This is a genomic window from Paraburkholderia dioscoreae (genome assembly GCF_902459535.1).
GTDB classification, from domain to species: Bacteria; Pseudomonadota; Gammaproteobacteria; order Burkholderiales; family Burkholderiaceae; genus Paraburkholderia; species Paraburkholderia dioscoreae.
In genome coordinates this window covers 1,278,715-1,300,545 of sequence record NZ_LR699553.1, presented here as the reverse complement: position 1 = coordinate 1,300,545, position 21,831 = coordinate 1,278,715, and the positions used below count along the sequence as shown (strand labels likewise).

Sequence of the window (21,831 nt, the reverse complement as noted above, 5' to 3'; positions counted from 1 at the left end):
TGAGGAAGCTGCGACACCTGCCGTTCAGAACGTGCCCGGATAAGCGCCGCCGTCGATCAGCCAGTTCTGCCCTGTGATGTAGCCGGCATGCACACTGCACAGGAACGCGCAGGCACGGCCGAATTCGTCACGGTTGCCGAAGCGGCCAGCGGGGATCGTTTTCATGCGCTGCTGGCGGGCGTCGTCGACGGAAATGTTTTGCGACTTTGCCTGCGCCGCGAAGGTGACCGCGATGCGGTCGGTGTCGAACAGCCCCGGCAGCAGGTTGTTGATGGTCACGCCGGTGGGCGCGACCTTGCGCGCGAGGCCCGCGACAAAGCCGGTCAGCCCCGAACGCGCGCCGTTCGACAAACCGAGTACGTCGATCGGCGCTTTCACCGCCGAACTCGTGATGTTGACGATACGCCCATAGCCGCGCGCGCTCATCGAGTCGATGGTCGCGCGAATCAGCTCGATCGGCGTGAGCATGTTGCTTTCCAGCGCGCGGATCCAGTCTTCATGCGTGAAATTGCGGAAGTCGCCGGGCGGCGGTCCGCCCGCGTTGTTGACCAGAATATCCGGCTGCGGACAGGCCGCGAGCGCCGCGGCGCGGCCTTCGGGCGTGGTGATGTCGCATGCCACCGTTTTCACTTCCACGCCGCTTTGCTTGCGAATCTCCGCGGCGGCCGCCTCCAGCGTTTCAGCGGTGCGCGCGACGATCGTCAGGTTGACGCCTTCGGCGGCGAGCGCTTCCGCGCAGCCGCGCCCCAGTCCCTTGCTGGCCGCGCAGACCAGCGCGGTGCGTCCTGCGATTCCCATGTCCATCAGTGTTGTCCTCGTGAAGTTGTGCGTCGGGAGAAAGCGCCGGCCGTACCGGGTTTGCGGTTCCGTCGCGGCATCGCGCGAAGCGACAGGCCCGGCGCGCGCTCGTGGCGAAGTTTCCCCGATTCTAGAAGAATCGGTGCCGGACTGTGCCGGGCCGCCGCAATCTCCGGTATCTTCGGAGCGCACTCTTTCGGTAAACTTGCGCCGTGGCGCGTCCGCCAGCCAGCCGTTTTGCGGCAGCGCGGTGCGCCGAACCGATCCCTCTAGCCGCCGCTTGCGCCCCCCGCCATGACTCAGGACAGCCGTTTTCCCAATCTCTTCATCCTCGATCACCCGCTGATCCAGCACAAGCTATCGCACATGCGCGACCGGGATACCTCGACCCGCACGTTCCGCGAACTGCTGCGTGAAATCACGCTGCTGATGGGCTACGAAATCACCCGCAATCTGCCCATGACCACGCGCCGCCTGACCACGCCGCTCGTCGAGATCGACGCGCCGGTGATCGCCGGCAAGAAGCTGGCGATCGTGCCAGTGCTGCGGGCCGGCATCGGCATGTCGGACGGACTGCTGGAGCTGGTGCCGTCGGCGCGGGTGGGCCACATCGGCGTGTATCGCGCGGAGGACCATCGCCCGGTCGAATATCTCGTGCGCCTGCCGGACCTCGAAGATCGCGTGTTCATTCTGTGCGATCCGATGGTCGCGACCGGCTACTCCGCCGTGCATGCGGTCGACGTGCTCAAGCGCCGCAACGTGGCGGGCGAGAACATCCTGTTCCTCGCGCTGGTCGCCGCGCCCGAGGGCGTGCAGGTGTTCCAGAACGCGCATCCGGACGTCAAGCTGTATGTCGCCTCGCTCGATTCGCATCTGAACGAGCATGCGTACATCGTTCCCGGTCTCGGCGACGCCGGCGACCGCCTGTTCGGCACGAAAAACTGAAAGCGGCCTGAAAAGCGCGCGACGGCGACGCTGCAAAGGCCGCCGCCGCACACTTTTCACGTCGTTTGCAGCTATCTCGCCCTCTGCCGCCCCCTTGCGGCGTGATAAAATTCGAATCCGCTCAAAGAGCGGCTCAACTTGCACCACCGCCTGGCGCACCGCGCCTTTCGCGGGGCTGTCAGGCCGGCGCGGCGTTTGTCGCGTGGAGCCTCGCCGCACCGCCCGCCCCAACCGCGCTGCCGAACTGCGGTCCCGCTAGCCGGGCCGGCCGGGCGTGGTTAGGCTCGAGCGCCACGGAAACGCAACGACAATTGCACAATGCGTGCGCCCCACTGGCGCGCGCGATGGAGAAAGGTATGGCGGGTCATTCGAAATGGGCCAACATCAAGCATAAGAAAGCAGCGGCCGACGCCAAGCGCGGCAAGGTCTGGACGCGGCTCATCAAGGAAATTCAGGTCGCGGCGCGCATGGGCGGCGGCGATATCGACTCGAACCCGCGTCTGCGGCTCGCCGTCGAAAAGGCGTACGACGCCAACATGCCCAAAGATAACGTCAACCGCGCGATCCAGCGTGGCGTGGGCGGCGTGGACGGCGCAAGCTACGAAGAAATCCGCTATGAAGGCTACGGCATCGGCGGCGCGGCGGTAATCGTGGACACCATGACCGACAACCGCACGCGTACGGTGGCGGAAGTGCGTCATGCGTTCTCGAAGAACGGCGGCAACATGGGCACGGACGGCTCGGTGGCGTTCATGTTCGATCACGTCGGCCAGTTCCTGTTCGCGCCCGGCACGCCGGAAGACAAGCTGATGGAAGCCGCGCTCGAAGCCGGCGCCGACGACGTCGTCACGAATGACGACGGCAGTATCGAGGTGCTGTGCCCGCCGAACGACTTCCCGAAGGTGAAATCGGCGCTGGAAGCCGCGGGCTTCAAGGCCGAACTCGCCGAGGTGACGATGAAACCTCAAACGGAAGTCGAGTTCACCGGCGAGGACGCCGTAAAAATGCAGAAGCTGCTCGACGCGCTGGAGAATCTGGACGACGTGCAGGAAGTCTATACAAACGCCGCGATCGCCGACGAATGAGCGTGCCCCGGCGGCGCGTAGTGCGGCGGTTCCCGTCGAACCGCGCCACGCCGCCGGCCGGCCCTCGCGTCGTTGCGGATAGCGCGTAAGTGTGGCGTGGGTGTGGCTTGAGTGTGATCGGGCACCGCGCTTCCACCCGCGTTTGCACTGTGCCCTGCGCGCCGCCAGCGGCTGCTGCGGGCTCGCTGCAAACCTTGTTGTCATTCCACGGCTGAGCGTGCTGCGTCAGCCGTTTATGGTTTTTAAGTCTCGGGGATTCACATGAAGTTACTCGTCGTCGGTTCCGGCGGTCGCGAACATGCGCTCGCATGGAAGCTCGCGCAATCGCCGCGGGTCCAGCTCGTCTACGTGGCTCCTGGCAACGGCGGCACCGCCCAGGACGAGCGTCTGCGCAACATCGACATCACGGATCCGGCCGCGCTCGCCGATTTCGTCGAACAGGAGCAGATCGCCTTCACGCTGGTCGGGCCGGAAGCGCCGCTCGCGGCCGGCATCGTCAACCTGTTCCGCTCGCGCGGTCTGAAGATTTTCGGGCCGACTAGAGAAGCTGCCCAGCTCGAAAGCTCGAAAGACTTCGCCAAGGCATTCATGAAACGCCACGCGATTCCGACCGCCGAATACGAAACCTTCGCCGACGTCGCCGCCGCGCACGCGTATCTCGACGCCAAGGGCGCGCCGATCGTCATCAAGGCTGACGGCCTCGCCGCCGGCAAGGGCGTGGTGGTCGCGCAAACGCTGGAAGAAGCGCACGCTGCGGTCGACATGATGCTGTCGGACAACAAGCTCGGCGACGCCGGCGCGCGTGTCGTGATCGAGGAATTCCTCGCCGGCGAGGAAGCGAGCTTCATCGTGATGGTGGACGGCAAGCATGTGCTGCCGCTCGCCTCCAGCCAGGACCACAAGCGTCTGCTCGACGGCGACCAGGGCCCGAACACAGGCGGCATGGGCGCCTACTCGCCCGCTCCGATCGTCACGCCGCAACTGCACGCCCGCGTGATGCGCGAAATCATCCTGCCTACAGTGCGTGGCATGGAGAAGGAAGGCATCCGCTACACCGGCTTCCTGTACGCCGGTCTGATGATCGACGCGCAAGGCAACCCGAAAACGCTCGAATTCAACTGCCGCATGGGCGACCCCGAAACGCAGCCGATCATGGCGCGTCTGAAGGGCGACTATTCGAAGGTGGTCGAGCAGGCGATTGCCGGTACGCTGGATACGGTCGAACTGGAATGGGACCGCCGCACCGCGCTCGGCGTGGTGCTCGCCGCCTACAACTATCCGGACACGCCGCGCAAGGGCGACCGCATCAGCGATATTCCGGCTGAAACCGCGGATTCGGTCACGTTTCACGCCGGCACCACGTTGACGGACGGCAAGCTGACCACCTCGGGCGGCCGCGTGCTGTGCGTGGTTGGTCTGGCGGATTCAGTGCGCAGCGCGCAGTCGGTCGCGTACGAAACGATCAACCAGATCTCGTTCGACGGCATGCAGTATCGGCGCGACATCGGCTACCGTGCGTTGAACCGCAAGCACGACGCCAGGACCGAAGGCAAGCACTAAGCCCATCACCCCACTCACCCGCGTGCGGCGCCAACGGCGCTACACTGCGGGTTTTCGCGGCGATACCGGCGCCCACCGCACTATGTGGGCCAATCCGGGCCAATGTGGCTGAGCGGAGCCGGGAGCGTCCCGCCCGGCGCGTAAAACCGCAAGGCCGCGCCTTCGCAGGTTGCAACCTGACGCGGGCCCGGCCATCGCCCTCACGACGAACCCGCGGCACGATGAGCGTGCCGCCCTCAGCATCTGCATTCATGACCGATTCGAGCTACGACGCACAAGCCGTGCGCAGCTGGCTGCAAGGCCTGCAAACGCAGATCGCGGACGCGCTCGGCGCGTTCGACGGCACGCCGTTCGCGACCGACGCCTGGCAGCGCGCGCCCGGCGAAAAGCTGCGCGGCGGCGGCTACACGCGGATTCTCGAAGGCGGCAACTTCTTCGAGCGCGCCGGCATCGGCTTCTCGGACGTCGCGGGCGACGCCTTGCCGGCCTCGGCGAGCGCGGCGCGTCCGCAACTGGCCGGCCGCGGGTTCGAAGCAATGGGCGTGTCGCTCGTGCTGCACCCGCACAATCCGCACTGCCCGACCGTGCATATGAACGTGCGTCTGCTGATCGCGACCAAGGCCGGCGAAGAGCCCGTATTCTGGTTCGGCGGCGGCATGGATCTGACGCCGTTCTACGGTTACGAGGAAGACGCGCAGCATTTTCATCGCACCTGCCGCGACGCGCTGCAGCCTTATGGCGCGGACCTGTACCCGAGTTTCAAGCGCTGGTGCGACGAGTATTTCTTCCTCAAGCACCGCAACGAGCCGCGCGGCATTGGCGGGATTTTCTTCGACGATTTTTCGGCACCGGGCTTCGATCAATCGTTCGCGATGCTCAGGAGCGTGGGCGACGCGTTCCTCAAGGCCTACCTGCCGATCATCGAAAAGCGCCGCAACATTCCGTACGGTCAGGCCGAGCGCGATTTCCAGGCTTACCGGCGCGGACGCTACGTCGAGTTCAATCTGGTCTTCGACCGTGGCACACTGTTCGGGCTGCAAAGCGGCGGACGCACCGAGTCAATCCTGATGTCCATGCCGCCTGTGGTGAACTGGCGCTACAACTGGCAGCCCGAACCGGGCACGCCGGAAGCGCGTCTTTATAGCGATTTTCTCGTGCCGCGCGAGTGGGTGTGACGGGCTGCGCCCGCACCTCGCTCCAGTCGTCACGACAAAGGATCTTCACCTGAAGCCGAACGCTCATCCTGTTGCCCTGCCTCGCCGGATCGGACTGCTCGGCGGCACCTTCGATCCGATCCACGACGGCCACCTCGCGCTCGCGCGGCGTTTCGCGCACGTGCTGCAACTGACCGAGCTCGTACTGTTGCCGGCCGGCCAGCCCTGGCAGAAATCGGATGTGTCGCCGGCCGTGCACCGGCTCGCCATGACACGCGCGGCGGCGAGCGAACTGGTGCTGCCGGGCACGACCGTGCGTGTCGCGACCGACGAGATCGAGCACGAAGGCCCGACTTACACGATCGACACGCTGCAACGCTGGCGTGAACGCGAAGGTGAGGACGCATCCATTGCGCTCCTGATCGGCGCGGATCAACTGGTACACCTCGACACCTGGCGCGACTGGCGGCGCCTGTTCGAGTTTGCCCATATCTGCGCGGCCACCCGGCCCGGCTTCGACCTCACGTCGATTCCGCCGGCGGTCGTTCAAGAAATCGACGCGCGCCGTGCCCGCGCCGACGTTCTGCAAGCCACGCCCTGCGGCCACTTGCTGATCGATACGACGCTTGCGTTCAACGTTTCGGCCACCGACATTCGCGCGCATCTGCGCGAGCAGGTGAACCGGCGGCTCGCCCTCGCGGGCGGCGAACAGCAAGACCAGGCGGCGAGCCATGTCCCCACTGCGGTGTGGGACTATATTCTTCAACATCATCTGTACCACCGGTAACCTCATGGATATTCGCAAACTGCAACGCGTGATCGTCGACGCTCTCGAAGACGTCAAAGCGCAAGACATCAAGGTATTCAACACCAGCCACCTGACCGCGCTGTTCGATCGCGTGATCGTCGCGAGCGGCACCTCGAACCGGCAAACCAAGGCGCTCGCTTCGAGCGTGCGTGAAAGCGTCAAGGAAAACGGCGGCGAGATCATCAGTACCGAAGGCGAGGACATCGGCGAATGGGTGCTGGTGGATTGCGGCGACGCGATCGTGCACATCCTGCAGCCGGCCCTGCGCCAGTACTACAACCTCGAAGAAATCTGGGGCGACAAGCCGGTGCGCATCAAGCTGTCCACGCCGGACCCGTTCGGCGGAGCGCGTTCGAGCGAGCCCGACGAAGACGAGGACGAAGAAGCGGCGCCGGCCGTGAAGAAACCCGCGCGCAAGGCGCCCGCCCGCCGCAAGTGAGCGGGCTTTGACCGGCTTACCGTCATAGTCTGCGATTTCTTCCGCAATGAAACTGCATATCCTCGCCGTCGGCCACAAAATGCCGGACTGGATCGCCACCGGCTTCGACGAATACGCGAAACGCATGCCGCCCGAGCTGCGCATCGAGCTGCGCGAAATCAAACCCGAGCAGCGTTCGTCGGGACGGCCGGCTGAAAGCGTGATGGCCGCCGAGCGTGTCAAGATCGAAGCCGCGTTGCCGAAGAACGCTCGCATTGTCGCGCTCGACGAACGCGGTAAGGACTGGACCACCATGCAGCTTGCCGGCGCCCTGCCTGGCTGGCAGCAGGATGGCCGCGACGTGGCGTTTCTGATCGGCGGCGCCGACGGGCTCGACCCCGATCTGAAAGCGCGCGCCGATATGTTGCTGCGTGTATCGAGCCTGACGTTGCCGCATGCGATGGTCCGCGTGCTGCTTGCCGAACAGCTTTACCGCGCGTGGACCATCACGCAAAATCACCCCTATCATCGCGTGTGAGCGAACGAGGCGGCGCGTCGACCACGCGGCTGGGTCGCGGGTTGTCGGTTGCGCCTTATAGTCGCGCTCTGTAACCGCACCTTTGTTGTCGTGCTTTCTGGGTCGCGTTTTCTGGCGCAGAGCAATGTGCATGTTGGCGTGCACAATGGCACGCGCGTAGCACGCGTTGTCCCGCTCGCATCGAAGGCTTCCCCAACGCACTGATCGACGCTCGAGCGTCACGCCCGTCGCACCCGTTGCACATCCCTACAATCCGCTTGATCGAGACCTGTTCATGTCCACGTCCGCCGCATCGCTGCATTCGTTCGTCTACCTTGCTTCGCAGAGTCCACGCCGCCAGGAACTGCTGCAACAGCTCGGCGTGCGTTTCGAACTGCTGCTGCCGCGCCCTGATGAAGACGCCGAAGCGCTTGAGGCCGAACTGCCCGGCGAGCGCGCGCACGACTACGTGCAGCGGGTGTGCGTCGCCAAGGCGCATGCTGCACGTGCGCGCCTCGTGGGCGGCGGCCATGCCGCGCGGCCGATCCTGGTTGCGGACACAACCGTCACGATCGAAGACGCGATACTCGGCAAGCCCGTCGATGCCGACGACGCCTTCGCGATGCTCACGCGCCTCGCCGGCCGCGATCACGAAGTGCTGACCGCCGTGGCCGTGGTCGACGCCGAAGGTGCGTTGCTGCCCGCCGCGCTATCCGTGTCGAAGGTGCGTTTTGCTGCACTGCACTCAGAGGCGATCCGCCGCTATGTGGCGAGCGGCGAGCCGCTCGGCAAGGCGGGCGCATATGGTGTGCAGGGGCGTGCCGCGGAGTTTATCGAGCATATCGACGGGTCCTATTCAGGTATCATGGGTTTGCCGCTTTTTGAATCCGCTGCCCTCCTGCGTGCAGCGCGCATCGACTTCTAAAATAACACCATGAATGAAGAAATCCTGATCAATGTCACGCCGCAGGAAACGCGCGTCGCGCTGGTCCAGCAAGGCGCCGTCCAGGAACTTCACGTCGAACGAACGCTGTCGCGCGGACGCGTCGGCAACGTCTATCTCGGCAAGGTCGTACGCGTGCTGCCGGGCATGCAATCCGCCTTCATCGACATCGGTCTCGAACGCGCGGCGTTCCTTCATGTCGCCGACATCTGGCATCCGCGCATTGCCGGCGAACCGCAGCATCAGGCGCCGCATCAGCCGATCGAAAAAATCGTCTTCGAGGGCCAGACGCTGATGGTGCAGGTCGTGAAGGATCCGATCGGCACCAAGGGCGCGCGGCTATCCACGCAGGTGAGCATTGCCGGGCGCACGCTCGTGTATCTGCCGCAGGAGCCGCATATCGGCATCTCGCAGAAGATCGAGAGCGAAGCCGAGCGCGAGGCCGTGCGAGCGCGTCTGACCGCCGTGCTGCCCGCCGACGAGAAAGGCGGCTACATCGTGCGCACCATCGCCGAAGATGCGACGAGTGAGGAACTGGCCGGCGACGTCGCGTATCTGCGCAAGACGTGGGCCACCATTCTGTCGCAAGGCCAGCGCATGCCGCCCACGAGCCTGCTATATCAGGACTTGAATCTCGCGCAACGCGTGCTGCGCGATTTCGTCAACGACGAGACATCGCGCATTCAGGTCGATTCTCGCGAGACGTATCAGATGCTGGCCGATTTCGCGGCCGAGTTCACACCGGCGGTGTCGTCGAAGCTGCACCACTACACCGGCGAGCGGCCGCTCTTTGATCTGTACAACATCGAGTCCGAAATCCAGCGCGCGTTGTCGCGCCGGGTGGATCTGAAGTCCGGCGGCTATCTCGTGATCGACCAGACCGAAGCGATGACGACCATCGACGTGAACACCGGCGGCTACGTCGGCGCTCGCAACTTCGACGATACGATCTTCAAGACCAACCTCGAAGCCGCGCACACCATTGCACGGCAATTGCGTCTGCGCAATCTGGGCGGCGTGATCATTATCGACTTCATCGATATGGAAAACGTCGAGCATCGCGATCAGGTGCTGGGCGAATTGAAAAAGGCGCTCTCGCGCGATCGCACGCGCGTGACCGTGAATGGTTTTTCGCAGCTCGGCCTGGTTGAGATGACGCGCAAGCGCACGCGTGAATCGCTTGCTCATGTGCTGTGCGAGCCTTGTCCGGTTTGCCAGGGCAAGGGGCAGGTCAAGACGCCGCGCACGGTGTGTTACGACGTGCTGCGCGAGATTCTGCGCGAGTCACGGCAGTTCAATCCGCGCGAGTTTCGCGTGGTGGCGTCGCAGCAGGTGATCGATCTGTTTCTCGAAGAAGAGTCGCAGCATCTGGCAATGTTGATCGATTTTATCGGTAAGCCGGTGTCGTTGCAGGTGGAGTCGAATTTGAGTCAGGAGCAGTACGATATTGTTTTGATGTAGGCAAAAATAACTGTTTTATAGCGTGACTGGCGCTGCGGCGGAGTTAAGTTCCGCCCACTAAGTCGTCACAGCTGGTGCGACTTAAGGGTTCTAGCCCTTTGTGTCAGCGTTCATGAACGCGTCTATTTCCCGCCATGCTCTTTGCGTTACATAAAAATATCAGCCTTACCATTTTCTGCTCGCCCGGCTATCTCGTTGACCCGTTGCGTGCATCGCTGATATCCAAGGTCATCCTCAATCGCAAGGTGCGCCGACTGCTATATCGTTCACGAGAGTATGATCCGTCCAGCGACCTGCGAACGCGTATAAAGCCGGCCGCCGCCTCGTATGCCCCAGATCAAGCCCGGGGATAGCCTTCATCGTGTCATAAACTATCACGCGCCTCCGCTAGTGAATAGCCGTAAGCGTATTCCGAAGCCGAAGATTGATTTCTCAAGGCTGAACACGACATGCCGATTAAACCAATGGTGTCATCCACTATAGCCTGGGCAAATGCAAGGCGCCGCCAGCGGCTTCGCAACTCGGTCTCAACTTGTTGACGCGGCTGAACTCGCGAAAGCCCAATGGCAACGGAAATCGAACCGAGAACGCCTATAACCGGCACCCAAGCGGCCCAATCCCCACTTGTTTGCGGGTGGTCCAGTAAAGCGTGAACAGGATTGCAGCCAACGAGACTTTCAGCCAGCGTTTTATTATGAATTTGCGCATGATGTACTTTTTTTTTGCAATCGCAGCGTGGCGATGAAAAGCTGATGTAGCGCACGCGACGGCGCCATAGGCATACATCGGAAAGAGCACTTTCCTCTTTGTTGCGGCCTATTGCTGCGCCATCAACCAAGTATCCACGCGCGCAAAAAGGGCCGTCATGATCTCGCCAATTTGCGCGTCGCGTTCCTTCAATATCTCGGCATAAGCGATGAGTATCTGCATGTGCTGCGACAGTCGAGCTACGCGGTCTGTGCCGTGATAGAGCAGGTCAAGTTGCTCTCGATCTGTAACGAGCTTGTTATTCAATTGGAATGAATATATTAAGCCCTTCGCATGGGCATAAAAAGCAACGATTAGGCGCCTTAGTTCACTTAAGCGTCCGGGGCTCCATGCATACGGTGCGCGGCGCGCAGATGTACCAACATACCCGGTTTGGCGATCATCCGAACACGGGGAAGGGGTCGACCCGGCCGACTCACTGACATTCGCGGATACAGCGGTCGGTGTTGTTTCCAGAGTAGTGACGCCGTATCACCGTCGCCAGCGCTCCCGGCCCGACAATGCCATACATCCTTTGAAGGCCGCCTCGCGCGGCCTTTTTTCTGTGAGCGTCCCGGACCGCGTAACGCTATTGCTCAATGTGATGCGCCGTGCGAAGAACTGCCCGAAAAGGCTTGGGCTCCCGTGGCTCGGATACGGAATCGGCAAGCTATACAGCCGGCCGTTAGCCAAACCGGCTCTGCCAACCGCCCGATCCTTCAACACCCCACCCCCGACCGAACCCCCAATTTCCCCATTGACCACACCCCACCCCAGGCGTATAACCATCCCACTGGATGTTAATTGGATGGCCTCAAGATGCCTCCCAGAGTGCAAATGCCCAAACTCAGCCTCATCGACACCTCTCGCCCTAAAGGCGGCGAGACCGAAAAAATCACCATCAACCTGGGTCCGATCGACCTCGGCCAGATCGATCTGCTGGTCGAAGAAGGTTTTTACTCGAACCGTACCGACCTGATCCGCACGGCGATCCGCAATCAGCTCGCCGTGCACGCGCAGGTCGTCACGGAAACCGTGACGCGGCGCGCCCTGGTGCTCGGTCTGCAGCACTTCTCCCGGCAGGATCTCGAAGCGGCTCGAGCCGCGCACGAGCAACTCGACATTCATGTGCTCGGCCTCGCCAGCATCGCAGCCGACGTGCCACCCGAACTCGCGGCGGCCACGATTGCATCGGTGGTGGTGCTCGGCGCCTTTCACGCGCCGCCCGCGGTCAAGGCAGCGCTGGCGGGCCGCATCAGTTAGGCGCGGCGCCCGATTCGATCGTGGCTAAACGACATGACTCATTCAGTCGACCCGCTCCCGTACGCCCCCCCACAGGTCACGCAGGACAACGCAAACATCATGAAGATGAACGAAGATTTTCTGAAATCAATGAAAGACGCCTTCGAGCTATTACGCACGAAGGGCCCGCAGGAAGCCACCGCCGCTGTTCAGCGCGCGCTCTCGGGCGGCAACGCAAACCAGCCTCACATGGACCACGCGCGGACACCCTTCACACCGTCCAACGCCGGCGAATGGGCGCAAGCATGGACGCAGGCGCAAACGCAAGTGAGCCCCGCGCCCCACGCCCCCGCCGCGCCGACCTTCGACGCCGACACGCCGGGCACCTTCAGCACACACACGTTCGGCAACTCGGCCGGACAACGTCAGTACAAGCTCTACGTGCCTGCTGCTTACACAGGCGAACCGTTGCCGCTGATCGTAATGCTGCACGGCTGCACCCAGAACGCCGACGACTTCGCCGCCGGCACGCGCATGAACGAAATGGCTGAGCGTCACGGCTTCATCGTCGTGTATCCGAATCAGATGCAGGCGGCCAATCATTCGAAATGCTGGAACTGGTTCAAGCCTGCCGATCAGATGCGCGACCAGGGCGAGCCGTCGTTGATCGCCGGCATTACGCGGGAGGTGATGGGACGCTATCGCGTGGATCCGGCGCGCGTGTATGTGGCGGGTCTGTCGGCGGGCGGCGCGATGGCGGACATCATGCTGAAGACTTCGCCCGATCTCTACGCGGCAGCGGGCGTGCATTCAGGCCTCGCCTACGGCTGCGCGAAGGATCTGCCCTCGGCGCTCGGCGCGATGAGGGGCGGCAAGGCGCAACGTCATCGCACGCGCGCCGTGCCGCAACGTCCGCTTATCGTGTTTCATGGCGATGCGGACACGACGGTCCATCCGTCGAATGCGGCCGAGATCGTCGCGTCCTTCGACGCCGGCACGACCACAATCAGCGCGCAAGCCGGGGCTGCAAGCGGCCGGCATGCCTATACGCAGCAACGGCATGTCGCGGCGAACGGCGTGGAAGCGGAGTACTGGTCGATTCACGGCGCGGGTCATGCATGGTCGGGCGGCAGCCAGCAAGGCTCGTACACGGACCCGTCCGGCCCCGACGCGGCCGCGGAAATGGTGAGGTTCTTCCTCGCCCATCCGCGAGCGCATTGAGTCGGCCCATGCGCGACGAGCTAGGCCGCGACCGGACAACCGGCTTGTTCGAGCGCGGCCTGCGCGTGCTCGTGCAGATCGCCGCTGGCAAGCGAGGCGTCCGGCGTGCGCACCCACGCCGCGATGCGCAGCGTCGCGCCGCCATCGTCCGGATAGTCCGCCACCGTGACGACCGGCGCGAGCGTGGCTCCGCTCAGCACGCGCGGTTCGTCGGCGACGAGTTTCTTCAACTCGCCGATCGCTGCGTCGACGTCCTTGCGCTGCGCGAGGCCCACTTCGACCTCGATACGCTGCGTGCCGCCGCTGCTGTAATTGATCACCGGATTGCTCCAGATCTGGCTGTTGGGCACGAATACCGCGTTGCCGTCGCCGCGCTCGATGCGCGTGGTGAAGAGCCCCACTTCACGCACGATACCCGCGGCCGCGCCGCTGCCTTCGATCACGTCGCCGACGCGAAACGGCCGCAGCATTAGCAGCATCATGCCGGCGGCGATGTTCTGCAGCGTGCCTTGCAACGCGAGTCCAATCGCAAGACCGGCCGCACCGAGCACCGCCAGCACGCTGGCGGTCGCGATGCCGACTTCGCTTAGCGCCGCGATGAAAACCAGCACGCGCACGGCCCATGTGCTCATGCCGGCCAGCATTGGCGCGAGCGTCGGGTCCGCATGCGTGCGCGCGAGCGCTCGGGCGAACATCGTGCCGACGCGATTCGACAGCCACCAGCCGACCACGAGGATCAGCACGGCCAGCACGATATGAAGGACGTCGTGCGTCAGCGTGACGAGCAGCGACGGCTGGAAGTGAAAGAGTCGGGCGAGGAGATCGTTCATCTTGAGTCTTCGTTCCGTTACGGTTGGGTGTCCAGACGCAACGAAGCAGGATACGTTCCTGCTCTTTACGCTCACGTGGCGAGGCACAAGGCTTGCTGAAACATGCTCGGAAGAGCGGTGGCCCTGAATCGTGTACAGGAGTGAGTGCCCCATGTCCCAACTTCTGAAGCCTGGAGATCGCGTTGGCTGGAACACGCCGCAAGGCGTCACGCAGGGCAAGGTGGTGCGCGTCATCTCCGCCCATACGACCGTTGAGGGAAGAACCGTCGATGCGTCCCCATCCGATCCGCATTACGAAGTGCAAAGCGAGAAGAGCGGCAAGCATGCCGTTCATCGCGACGACGCCCTGCATCGGATCAATAATTGATATGGATGGCTAATCATCTCTGCCGGTATGGCGCCAATACTGCATGCCGGCGCGTCATCCGGCCGTCGGCAAATCCGCGCCTTAGAGTGTACCCAACGGCCTCAACAAATTCCGCAGCGCGCCAACAGTAATCGGGCGCGAAAACCAGAAGCCTTGTGCTTCATCGCAACCGAGCGCTTCCAGTTGCGCCGCCTGCTCCGCCGTTTCGACGCCTTCGGCCGTCACGCGCAATTTGAGCGCATGCGCCATCGCGATGATGGCGCCCACCAGCGCCTCACACTGCGGATCCGAGCTCATGCGCATCACAAACGAGCGGTCGATCTTCAGGCGATTCAGCGGAAAGCGCGTCAGATACGCGAGGCTCGAATAGCCGGTGCCGAAGTCGTCCACCGCGACTTCCACCCCCAGATCGCGCAGCGCAAAAAGCGTTTGCAAAGCCTGTTCGGTGTCGCCGAGCAGGACACCCTCGGTGATTTCCACTTCGAGATATGAAGGGTCGAGCGCGGCCTCGTCCAGCGCTTCGCGAATCGTCTCGAACAGGTTCTGCCGCTGGAACTGCTGCGGCGATACATTCACCGCGAAACGCGGCAACGTGCCGGTCAGCCGCAGCAATTTTCCGGCGTCGCGGCACGCGGTCCGGATCACCCACTCGCCGATCTGCTCGATCAGGCCCGCCTCCTCCGCGACCGGCACGAATTCGACGGGGCTGATCAGGCCGCGCTGCGGATGGTTCCAGCGCAGCAGCGTTTCGACTTGCGCGATACGGCCGTTGGAGAGCGTGACCTGCGGTTGATACACGAGATGCAGTTGCTGGCGCTCGATCGCTTCACGCAGCATGGTCTCCAGTTCGAAGCGGCGCGCGGCCTGACCTTCCAGCGCGGCGGAAAAGCGCCGCACCGCATTGCCGTTCACAGCCGATGCCGCCGACAACGCCACGCCCGCGCGACGCATCAGCGTAGGCGCATCGCCACCGTCGGCCGGATAAGCCACGATGCCGATGCTCGCGGTGATGTTCAACGCGGTGCCGGCGTAGTCGATCGCTTCGGCGATGCGGCCCAGCGCTTCGGCGGCGAAGGCATCGGCGGCCGCGCCGGTTTCGTTGACCAGCAGCGCGAACTGCGTCCCGCCGATCGAGGCGATGGTGCCGTCGTTTGGAAAGAGACCGCGCAAGCGTTCACCGACGATCTGCAGCACGAGCTCAGCGGCATGCAAGCCGAGCGCGTCGCGCAGTTTGCGCAAGTGATCGAGTTCGGCGATCAGCACGGTGAAACCGCTGCCATTGCGCTGACAACGCGCGATCGTCAACTCCAGCCGTTCAGTAAAAAGCGTTTGATTTGGCAGACGGGTCACGCCGTCGTGATGCGCGACGTACCAGAGACGCGCTTCCGACTGCGCGTAACGTGTCATGTCGAATGCCATGCCCACGTAACACGCCGGTCCGGCGGCAGCACCGCCGGCATACGCCGGCCCCGTGACGAGCGGCGCCAACGCCAGCACCACGCGAATCGGCGTGCCATTGCGCCTGAGGAAACTCCATTCGCCTTCATAGCGGGACGTCACCATTTCAAGCGGCGGCAGCTCGGCGCGCCGCCTCACCAATTCGGCAGGGTCGAACAAGGACTCGAAGGTGCGCCGCCCGATCAGTTCCTCTGCCGCAAATCCAGTCAGCTTTTCGAAAGCGGCGTTGATGGAATCGAACGTGCCGTCCGCGCAGCAGATAAACATGCCGCAAGGCGCCGAGGCCAGCGCGGCGGCGCACGGACGCGCTGCGGCGTAGAGGGGGTCTTGCATCGCGCCGGCCTTTTGATATTCCTGAGTAGTGGAAGAGCGATCGAACGTGTTTTTTACGCGCGCGCAAACAGTGAAGCCCCGAGTAAAGCGGCGAAACTCCGGTCCGATGTTTTGGGCAACCGTGCGTATGATAACGGCTTTCGCGCCCCCGCCGACCTCGTAGAGCCCGCGTTCTTCGCGCCAATCGTTTCCCTTGGTGTAATCCCCGACTCTTTGCGGCAAAGGTGGCGATTTCAATCGATCTGGTCCACTCGCCAGTCTAGCGGGTCGAACCGTTCGAGCGGAACACCGCAAGCGGTTCGTCGAGCCGCGTCATACTGATGGCCTTGCCGGTGACGTCGGCGCCGAACGTCTTCGGCTGCTAGTAGCGGCTGCGACTCTGCGGAAAAACACCAGATTCCGCCGCGCCGCTACTGCGCAAATCTCAGGAAGCCTACGCGGCGCGCGGCAACGCTGCCTGGATGAACACCGAGCACAGCGCTTCCATGCCCTTCGCGTCTTCTTCGTCGAAGCGTGCGACAACCGGGCTGTCGACATCCCACACGCCGATCAGCGTGCCGTCCGGCGCGACCAGCGGCACGACGATTTCCGATTGCGAGGCCGAATCGCAGGCAATATGCCCGGGAAACTCATGCACGTCGCGCACGACCTGGGTCTGACGGGTTTGCGCCGCCGTGCCGCATACGCCCTTGCCCAGCGCGATGCGTACGCACGCGGGCTTGCCCTGGAACGGTCCGACCACCAGTTCCTGACCGTCGTGGAAATAGAATCCCGCCCAGTTCAGATCACTGAGGGAGTGAAACACGAAAGCGGAAAAATTCGCGGCGTTCGCGATCCAGTCGGTTTCGCCGGCTAACAGCGAGCGCGCCTGGGCGACCAGTTCTTCGTAGTGCGCGGCTTTGGGCAGATGCGAGGCGGTGGAAACTTCGAACATGACGGCGTCCGTGATGAAAGCGGAAAAAGAAACTGTAAACCGCGCAGTTTAAAGCAAGCCGCCGTTTCCTTCACGGCGCGCAAAGCGGAGCGCCGCGCCACGCACACAGCCTCTTTCCTTGCCGTTCCATCAAGCCCCGCGGGCTGTCATTCAGCGCTGAAACCGACGGGAATGAATCAGTCGACGATCGCTCGTCACTCCACGCCGATAATCACGCTCGATGCCTTGAAAATCGCCGTCGCCGCTTTGCCGTTCGCGAGACCGAGGCGATCGACGCTTTCGTTGGTGATGATGGCCTCGATCTGCGCGCCGCCGGCGCTGATCGACACCTCCGAATTCACCGCGCCCTTCGTGACCGCCGACACCGTACCGGTGATGCAATTGCGCGCCGAGACCTGGTTCTTCGTCACATCGACCATCACGATCACCGACGACGCCTTGACCAGCGCGAACGCCTTCTTGCCCACCGCGAGGCCGAGCGAGGTCGCGCTGCCGTGCGTGATGATCGAGACGATCTCCAGACCGTTCTGCGTACGCAGCGTGACTTCGTCGTTCACCGCGCCGTGTTTGAGTTCGGTGACTTCGCCGGCGAATTGATTGCGTGCACTGGTTTGCATGTTGTTCTCCTGTTTTGCAGCCTCGCGCGAGCGTTTCGAGGCGATGCGTTCGGGTAGGCAGCGAGTGTGGTGAAACGCTCGCCGGTTACGGCAGCCTGCGTGTGAAGCAAGGTATCGCACCGCCGCTATTGACGACGCGAACCTCAATGAAACCACATAAGTGTTGCGTATGGGCGTACACAATGGGCGCACACATGAGTGCGCACAGCGGGCGTACACGACGAAGCGCCCGCAAGACATGCGGCACAATGCGCCGACACCGTATTATCGTGCTCTGGACCTTCTTCACGGAATCCCATGCCCGTTGCCGTTCTATCCTGCTTCGCCGCCGCATGGCCGAACGCTCGCCGCGCCGCCGCGCTGTGCGCCGCGCTCGTGGCGCTCACCGCCTGCAGCAATCCGTCGCCGCCGCACGACGCACACGCGCCGCTCGACACAATCACCCTGTTCCCGATCGCCGGCTACGACCAGGACGTCGATCACTGGCTCGAACCGGACAGCCCGGGCTACGACCAGCCGTTCCTGAGCGCAGCGGATCAGCAGGCGCATTTCAGAGCCCTCTACGCGCGCTACTTCGGCACCGGCACCAGCGCGCCCTCGCCGTGGAATGCCAGCTTTGTGACGATGCGCGTCTATCGTCAGCAAGGCGCGGACATTGCCGCGTTGCAACAGCGGCGTATCGACAAGTTCGACAACACCGGCAGGAGCGGCGCGGGTATCGGCTATGGCGAAAACTTCCGGCCGCACGACAAGGCGTGGATCGACGCGATCGCGCAAAACATGAACGTCGGGCAGTTCACGCAGACGCCCGTCTATCGGCCCGAGCGGCGCGCGATCGCCACCGGCAACCTGATGGTGCGCGAACTGCCGACCACCGACCCGTCGTTCTACGATCACCGTCTGGCCGGCGAAGGCTATCCGTTCGACAATCTGCAGATTTCGGCCGTGCGGCCGGGAACGCCGCTGTACGTGCTTGGAAACAGCGTCGACGGTGCATGGTTCTACGTACAGACGCCCGATGTGCAGGGCTGGGTGCGCAGCGACGGCGTCGGCACGACCGACGACCGCTTTGTCGACACATGGCGCGCCGCGGCAGGCAAATCGCTCGGTGCGGTGATCGTCGCGTCGGCGCCGGTGCGCGACAGCCGCGGCGTGTTCCGCTTCGCCGCACCGGCCGGCACGCTGCTGCCGCTCGTCCAGGCGGATGCGGCACGCCCGGCGGCGGCAAATCCCGTCGCAAGCGATCCGGGCAACGCGAGCCAGACAAGCGGGATGACTGGCACGGCCGATGCCCCCGCCGCGCGCCAGGTACTCGTCCCGGCCCGCAACGCCGACGGCGAAGCACTGATCCGCACCGCCGCGCTGAGCGGCGCGCAAATCGCGCCGACGCCGCTCACCGCCACGCCGCGCCATCTGGCCATGCTGATGAAAGCATTGATCGGGCGGCCCTACGGCTGGGGCAACAGCGGCCTGTACAACGATTGCTCGTCGGAACTGCAAAGCATCTTCGCGGCGTTCGGCGTCTGGCTGCCGCGCCATTCGTCCACGCAGATGAGCGCAGGGCGGATGATCGACCTGTCGTCGTCCACGCCTGCGCAACGGCTCGACTATCTGGCGCAGCACGGCGAGCCGCTGCGCACGCTGATCTACATCGGTGGCCATGTGATGCTGTATATCGGCAACACCACCCGCAACGGCAGCGCGGTGCCGGTCGTCTATCAGGACGTATGGGGCCTGCGGCCCGCCGACAATAGCCGGCGCGCGGTGATCGGCGGCTCGGTGATCTTGCCGCTCTTCGAACACATTCCCGAAGACGCCACGCTGCAATCGCTCGCCGCCACGCCGACGTTCCAGATCAGCATCCTCGGCGCGCCGCATGGCGGCGTCCCGGCGCCGTCCGCCGCGCCGCCGGACGAGGACAATCCCGCCGGTTAAAACCTGCGCCCGGGCGTTCGCCGCACGCCCGGCGCAAAAATATTTTTTCCGGAGTGTCGATTCAACGGTCATGTACTCGTCGTAACGTTGGAGACCTGGCTCGTACAGTCGGTCTTTCAACACGAACCTGTTACTTCAAGGAGTCGCCGTCATGTCCAGCAATGCTGTCAAACCGATCCCCGACGGGATGCACTCGCTCACGCCCTATCTGATCTGCGCCAACGCCGCGGACGCCATCGCGTTCTACGCCAGGGCCTTCAACGCCGTCGAACAGGTGCGCCTGCCCGGCCCAGGCGGCAAGATCATGCACGCCAGCCTGAAGATCGGCGATTCCATGCTGATGCTGACCGACGAATGGCCTGAGCACCAGGCGTTCGGCCCGAATTCGCTGAAAGGCACGCCGGTCACGATTCACCACTATGTGGAAGATGTCGACGCCAGCTTCAAGCAGGCGGTCGACGCCGGCGCGACCGTCGTGATGCCCGTCACCGACATGTTCTGGGGCGACCGTTACGGCCAGCTGAAAGACCCGTTCGGCCATAGCTGGTCGTTGGCCACGCACAAGCGCGACCTGAGCGCGGAAGAAATCCAGCAGGCCATGGCCGCCATGAAGTAACGCACGGTCCGTCCGGTGAGAAGGAGAAGCGTCATGCAAAAGATTGCACCTTGCCTGTGGTTCGACGGTAAGGCGGAAGAAGCGGCCCGCTTCTATACATCCGTGTTTTCCGATTCCCGCATCGCCACGACGATGCATTACACGGACGCCGGACCCGGACCGAAAGGCGACGTGCTGGCCGTCACGTTCGAGATTGAAGGCCAGGAGTTCATGGCGCTGAACGGCGGCCCGCAATTCACTTTCACGCCGGCGATTTCGCTGTTCGTGCACTGCGGCTCGCAGGAGGAGATCGACCGCTACTGGGCGAAACTCACCGATGGCGGTACACCGTGGCAATGCGGCTGGCTGCAGGACCGGTTCGGCGTCTCGTGGCAGATCGCGCCGGACGTGCTCGGCGAAATGCTGCGCGACCCGGACGCCGCCAAAGCGAGCCGTGTGATGGCGGTCATGATGAAAATGGTCAAGCTGGATATCGCGCAGCTCGAAGCGGCTTATCGCGGCTAGCAGCGTCGCGACATGCCATGCGCTCGCGTGGAGTGGCCGTGCGGCGCGAGACCGCCATCTTTGATAGGATCGGTCTCGACCTCTAAACGGCGGGACATGAACGGTGCGCGTCAACCATCAGGCTTTTTTCTGCTCGCTGTTTGTCGCGCGTCTTGCCGATCAGGTTCTGCTGTTTCTCGTGCCACTCGTCGTATTCCAGACCACGCATCAGGTTTCGTGGTCGGGGCTCGCGTTCTTTATCGAAACGCTGCCCCGCTATCTCGTGTTTCCTTTCTTCGGCGCGTTGTGCGACCGCGTCTCGCCGCTCAGATTGATGCGCGTGAGCCAGGCCGTGCGCGCGCTGGCGTGTTTCGGCGGCGTAGTCGCTTATGCGCTATTCGGCGGTATCGGCTGGCTGATCGCGCTCTCGGCCGTATGCGGCGTGTTGACGAGCCAGGGCCTCGTCGCGCGTGAAGTCATGCTGCCTCAGATCTTCAGCACGCGGCAGTTTCAGCGTGTGCTCGCCTGGTCGCAGTTGGCGGATCAACTAGGTTTCGCGCTCGGTCCGATGCTCGCCGCGCTGCTGCTCGGCCTATGGCGTTGGGAATGGGTCGTCAGTGCGACCGGTGTGCTGTTTCTGTGCGCCGATGGCGCGCTGCTGCTCTGGCAGCGCACGAGCGGTTTTCGCGCCGCCGATCCGCCGCCCGCGGCTGCCGGCCACTGGACGCTGCCCGTGCGCATCGCGCTGCGCCATGTGCTGATGTTGCCCGACCTGAAGAAAGTCGTGCTGCTCGCCGCTGCCGAAAATCTGGTGATCGGCGTGACGCTCGCCACATCCGCTGCGATGGTGACCGGCTTTCATGCGCAGTCGAACCACTATTATGCCGCGCTGCAAACGGCCGGCGCCGTGGCCACGGTGCTGATTCTATTGACGATCGCCCGGGCCGCATGGACGGCCCGGACCCTGGGCCTCGTCGGCTTCGTTTCGATCTGCGCGGGCGGCGTGATCGCCGGCGCAAGCGCGGCGCCGTGGGGCTATGCGCTCGGCTTCCTGCTGATCGTCGGCTTCGACAAAATGTTCAACGTGTATATCCGCAGCGCGCGGCAACAGATCATTCCGCCGCAGGATTACGGCAAGACGACCGGCGTGGTGATCCTGCTGAACAACCTGACGCAACCGCTCGCCGGCCTGCTGGTCAGCGTCTTCTCGACGCGCACGCAAACCGGTCCGCTCATCGTGATCCTGTCGCTGACGATGGGCGGCATCGGCGCCGTCGTCTCGATCGGCGCGGCGCTGGCGCGACGCAAGCGCGCGTTAGCGCTCTGGGAATGATGCCGCGACGGCTCATGTGCGCGCCC

23 protein-coding genes are annotated in these 21,831 nt (G+C 63.7%); 16 read left to right on the top strand and 7 right to left on the bottom strand.

The window, feature by feature from the left end; translation table 11 throughout:
* Positions 1-24 precede the first annotated feature (24 nt).
* On the bottom strand, positions 25-804 hold the full coding sequence (locus PDMSB3_RS05845; RefSeq protein WP_007175656.1) for an SDR family oxidoreductase: 780 nt from the start codon (positions 802-804) through the stop codon (positions 25-27).
* Positions 805-1,092: 288 nt separating this feature from the next.
* Between PDMSB3_RS05845 and upp the strand changes: the two genes are divergently transcribed.
* From upp to rng, 9 genes are all read left to right on the top strand, one after another.
* On the top strand, positions 1,093-1,743 hold the full coding sequence (gene upp / locus PDMSB3_RS05840; RefSeq protein ID WP_007175657.1) for a uracil phosphoribosyltransferase: 651 nt from the start codon (positions 1,093-1,095) through the stop codon (positions 1,741-1,743).
* 356 nt (positions 1,744-2,099) lie between these two features.
* Positions 2,100-2,828 (top strand): YebC/PmpR family DNA-binding transcriptional regulator, encoded by a 729-nt coding sequence (locus PDMSB3_RS05835; protein WP_007175658.1) that lies wholly within the window; start codon positions 2,100-2,102, stop codon positions 2,826-2,828.
* Positions 2,829-3,089: 261 nt separating this feature from the next.
* Positions 3,090-4,388, top strand: a complete 1,299-nt coding sequence (gene purD, locus PDMSB3_RS05830) for a phosphoribosylamine--glycine ligase (protein ID WP_007175659.1) — start codon at positions 3,090-3,092, stop codon at positions 4,386-4,388.
* Positions 4,389-4,639: 251 nt separating this feature from the next.
* Positions 4,640-5,563, top strand: coding sequence for an oxygen-dependent coproporphyrinogen oxidase (hemF, locus tag PDMSB3_RS05825; RefSeq protein WP_007175660.1), 924 nt, complete (start codon positions 4,640-4,642; stop codon positions 5,561-5,563).
* 49 nt (positions 5,564-5,612) lie between these two features.
* Positions 5,613-6,329, top strand: a complete 717-nt coding sequence (locus PDMSB3_RS05820) for a nicotinate-nucleotide adenylyltransferase (RefSeq protein ID WP_051058895.1) — start codon at positions 5,613-5,615, stop codon at positions 6,327-6,329.
* Positions 6,330-6,333: 4 nt separating this feature from the next.
* Complete coding sequence (gene rsfS, locus PDMSB3_RS05815) at positions 6,334-6,789, top strand: ribosome silencing factor (RefSeq protein WP_035516329.1); 456 nt, start codon at positions 6,334-6,336, stop codon at positions 6,787-6,789.
* 46 nt (positions 6,790-6,835) lie between these two features.
* Positions 6,836-7,306, top strand: coding sequence for a 23S rRNA (pseudouridine(1915)-N(3))-methyltransferase RlmH (gene rlmH / locus PDMSB3_RS05810; protein WP_007175663.1), 471 nt, complete (start codon positions 6,836-6,838; stop codon positions 7,304-7,306).
* A gap of 274 nt (positions 7,307-7,580) precedes the next feature.
* The gene (locus tag PDMSB3_RS05805; RefSeq protein ID WP_007175664.1) at positions 7,581-8,210 is read left to right on the top strand and encodes a Maf family protein; all 630 of its coding nucleotides are present in this window, start codon (positions 7,581-7,583) and stop codon (positions 8,208-8,210) included.
* A gap of 9 nt (positions 8,211-8,219) precedes the next feature.
* The gene (rng, locus tag PDMSB3_RS05800; protein ID WP_007175665.1) at positions 8,220-9,689 is read left to right on the top strand and encodes a ribonuclease G; all 1,470 of its coding nucleotides are present in this window, start codon (positions 8,220-8,222) and stop codon (positions 9,687-9,689) included.
* A 364-nt stretch (positions 9,690-10,053) separates the two neighbouring features.
* On the opposite strand, the gene PDMSB3_RS05795 is transcribed toward rng, so the two are convergent.
* Together PDMSB3_RS05795 and PDMSB3_RS05790 are read right to left on the bottom strand one after the other, a co-directional pair.
* Complete coding sequence (locus PDMSB3_RS05795) at positions 10,054-10,452, bottom strand: hypothetical protein (protein WP_165185372.1); 399 nt, start codon at positions 10,450-10,452, stop codon at positions 10,054-10,056.
* A gap of 53 nt (positions 10,453-10,505) precedes the next feature.
* Complete coding sequence (locus PDMSB3_RS05790; RefSeq protein WP_035516332.1) at positions 10,506-10,703, bottom strand: hypothetical protein; 198 nt, start codon at positions 10,701-10,703, stop codon at positions 10,506-10,508.
* Positions 10,704-11,273: 570 nt separating this feature from the next.
* Here PDMSB3_RS05790 and PDMSB3_RS05785 point away from each other — a divergent pair.
* Together PDMSB3_RS05785 and PDMSB3_RS05780 are read left to right on the top strand one after the other, a co-directional pair.
* Positions 11,274-11,699, top strand: coding sequence for a CopG family transcriptional regulator (locus tag PDMSB3_RS05785; protein WP_035516334.1), 426 nt, complete (start codon positions 11,274-11,276; stop codon positions 11,697-11,699).
* A gap of 99 nt (positions 11,700-11,798) precedes the next feature.
* Positions 11,799-12,899, top strand: a complete 1,101-nt coding sequence (locus PDMSB3_RS05780) for an extracellular catalytic domain type 1 short-chain-length polyhydroxyalkanoate depolymerase (RefSeq protein WP_035516337.1) — start codon at positions 11,799-11,801, stop codon at positions 12,897-12,899.
* A 20-nt stretch (positions 12,900-12,919) separates the two neighbouring features.
* Here PDMSB3_RS05780 and PDMSB3_RS05775 read toward each other — a convergent pair whose 3' ends face one another.
* Complete coding sequence (locus tag PDMSB3_RS05775; protein ID WP_007175668.1) at positions 12,920-13,729, bottom strand: mechanosensitive ion channel family protein; 810 nt, start codon at positions 13,727-13,729, stop codon at positions 12,920-12,922.
* Positions 13,730-13,880: 151 nt separating this feature from the next.
* Here PDMSB3_RS05775 and PDMSB3_RS05770 point away from each other — a divergent pair, with 151 nt between their 5' ends.
* On the top strand, positions 13,881-14,096 hold the full coding sequence (locus PDMSB3_RS05770) for a hypervirulence associated TUDOR domain-containing protein (protein ID WP_165185369.1): 216 nt from the start codon (positions 13,881-13,883) through the stop codon (positions 14,094-14,096).
* A gap of 81 nt (positions 14,097-14,177) precedes the next feature.
* Here the strand turns inward: PDMSB3_RS05770 and PDMSB3_RS05765 are convergent, their stop codons facing one another.
* From PDMSB3_RS05765 to PDMSB3_RS05755, 3 genes are all read right to left on the bottom strand, one after another.
* Positions 14,178-15,887, bottom strand: coding sequence for a putative bifunctional diguanylate cyclase/phosphodiesterase (locus PDMSB3_RS05765; RefSeq protein WP_165185367.1), 1,710 nt, complete (start codon positions 15,885-15,887; stop codon positions 14,178-14,180).
* 433 nt (positions 15,888-16,320) lie between these two features.
* On the bottom strand, positions 16,321-16,821 hold the full coding sequence (locus PDMSB3_RS05760) for a GAF domain-containing protein (protein ID WP_007175671.1): 501 nt from the start codon (positions 16,819-16,821) through the stop codon (positions 16,321-16,323).
* Between the two features lie 194 nt (positions 16,822-17,015).
* Positions 17,016-17,438 (bottom strand): TOBE domain-containing protein, encoded by a 423-nt coding sequence (locus PDMSB3_RS05755; RefSeq protein ID WP_007175672.1) that lies wholly within the window; start codon positions 17,436-17,438, stop codon positions 17,016-17,018.
* Between the two features lie 297 nt (positions 17,439-17,735).
* Between PDMSB3_RS05755 and PDMSB3_RS05750 the strand changes: the two genes are divergently transcribed.
* The 4 genes from PDMSB3_RS05750 (at position 17,736) to PDMSB3_RS05735 (ending at position 21,805) form a co-directional block, all read left to right on the top strand.
* The gene (locus PDMSB3_RS05750; protein WP_007175673.1) at positions 17,736-19,373 is read left to right on the top strand and encodes an SH3 domain-containing C40 family peptidase; all 1,638 of its coding nucleotides are present in this window, start codon (positions 17,736-17,738) and stop codon (positions 19,371-19,373) included.
* Positions 19,374-19,524: 151 nt separating this feature from the next.
* Complete coding sequence (locus PDMSB3_RS05745; protein ID WP_007175674.1) at positions 19,525-19,989, top strand: VOC family protein; 465 nt, start codon at positions 19,525-19,527, stop codon at positions 19,987-19,989.
* Positions 19,990-20,022: 33 nt separating this feature from the next.
* Positions 20,023-20,493, top strand: a complete 471-nt coding sequence (locus PDMSB3_RS05740) for a VOC family protein (RefSeq protein WP_007175675.1) — start codon at positions 20,023-20,025, stop codon at positions 20,491-20,493.
* 103 nt (positions 20,494-20,596) lie between these two features.
* Positions 20,597-21,805 (top strand): MFS transporter, encoded by a 1,209-nt coding sequence (locus PDMSB3_RS05735; protein ID WP_007175676.1) that lies wholly within the window; start codon positions 20,597-20,599, stop codon positions 21,803-21,805.
* The last annotated feature ends 26 nt before the right edge of the window (positions 21,806-21,831 follow it).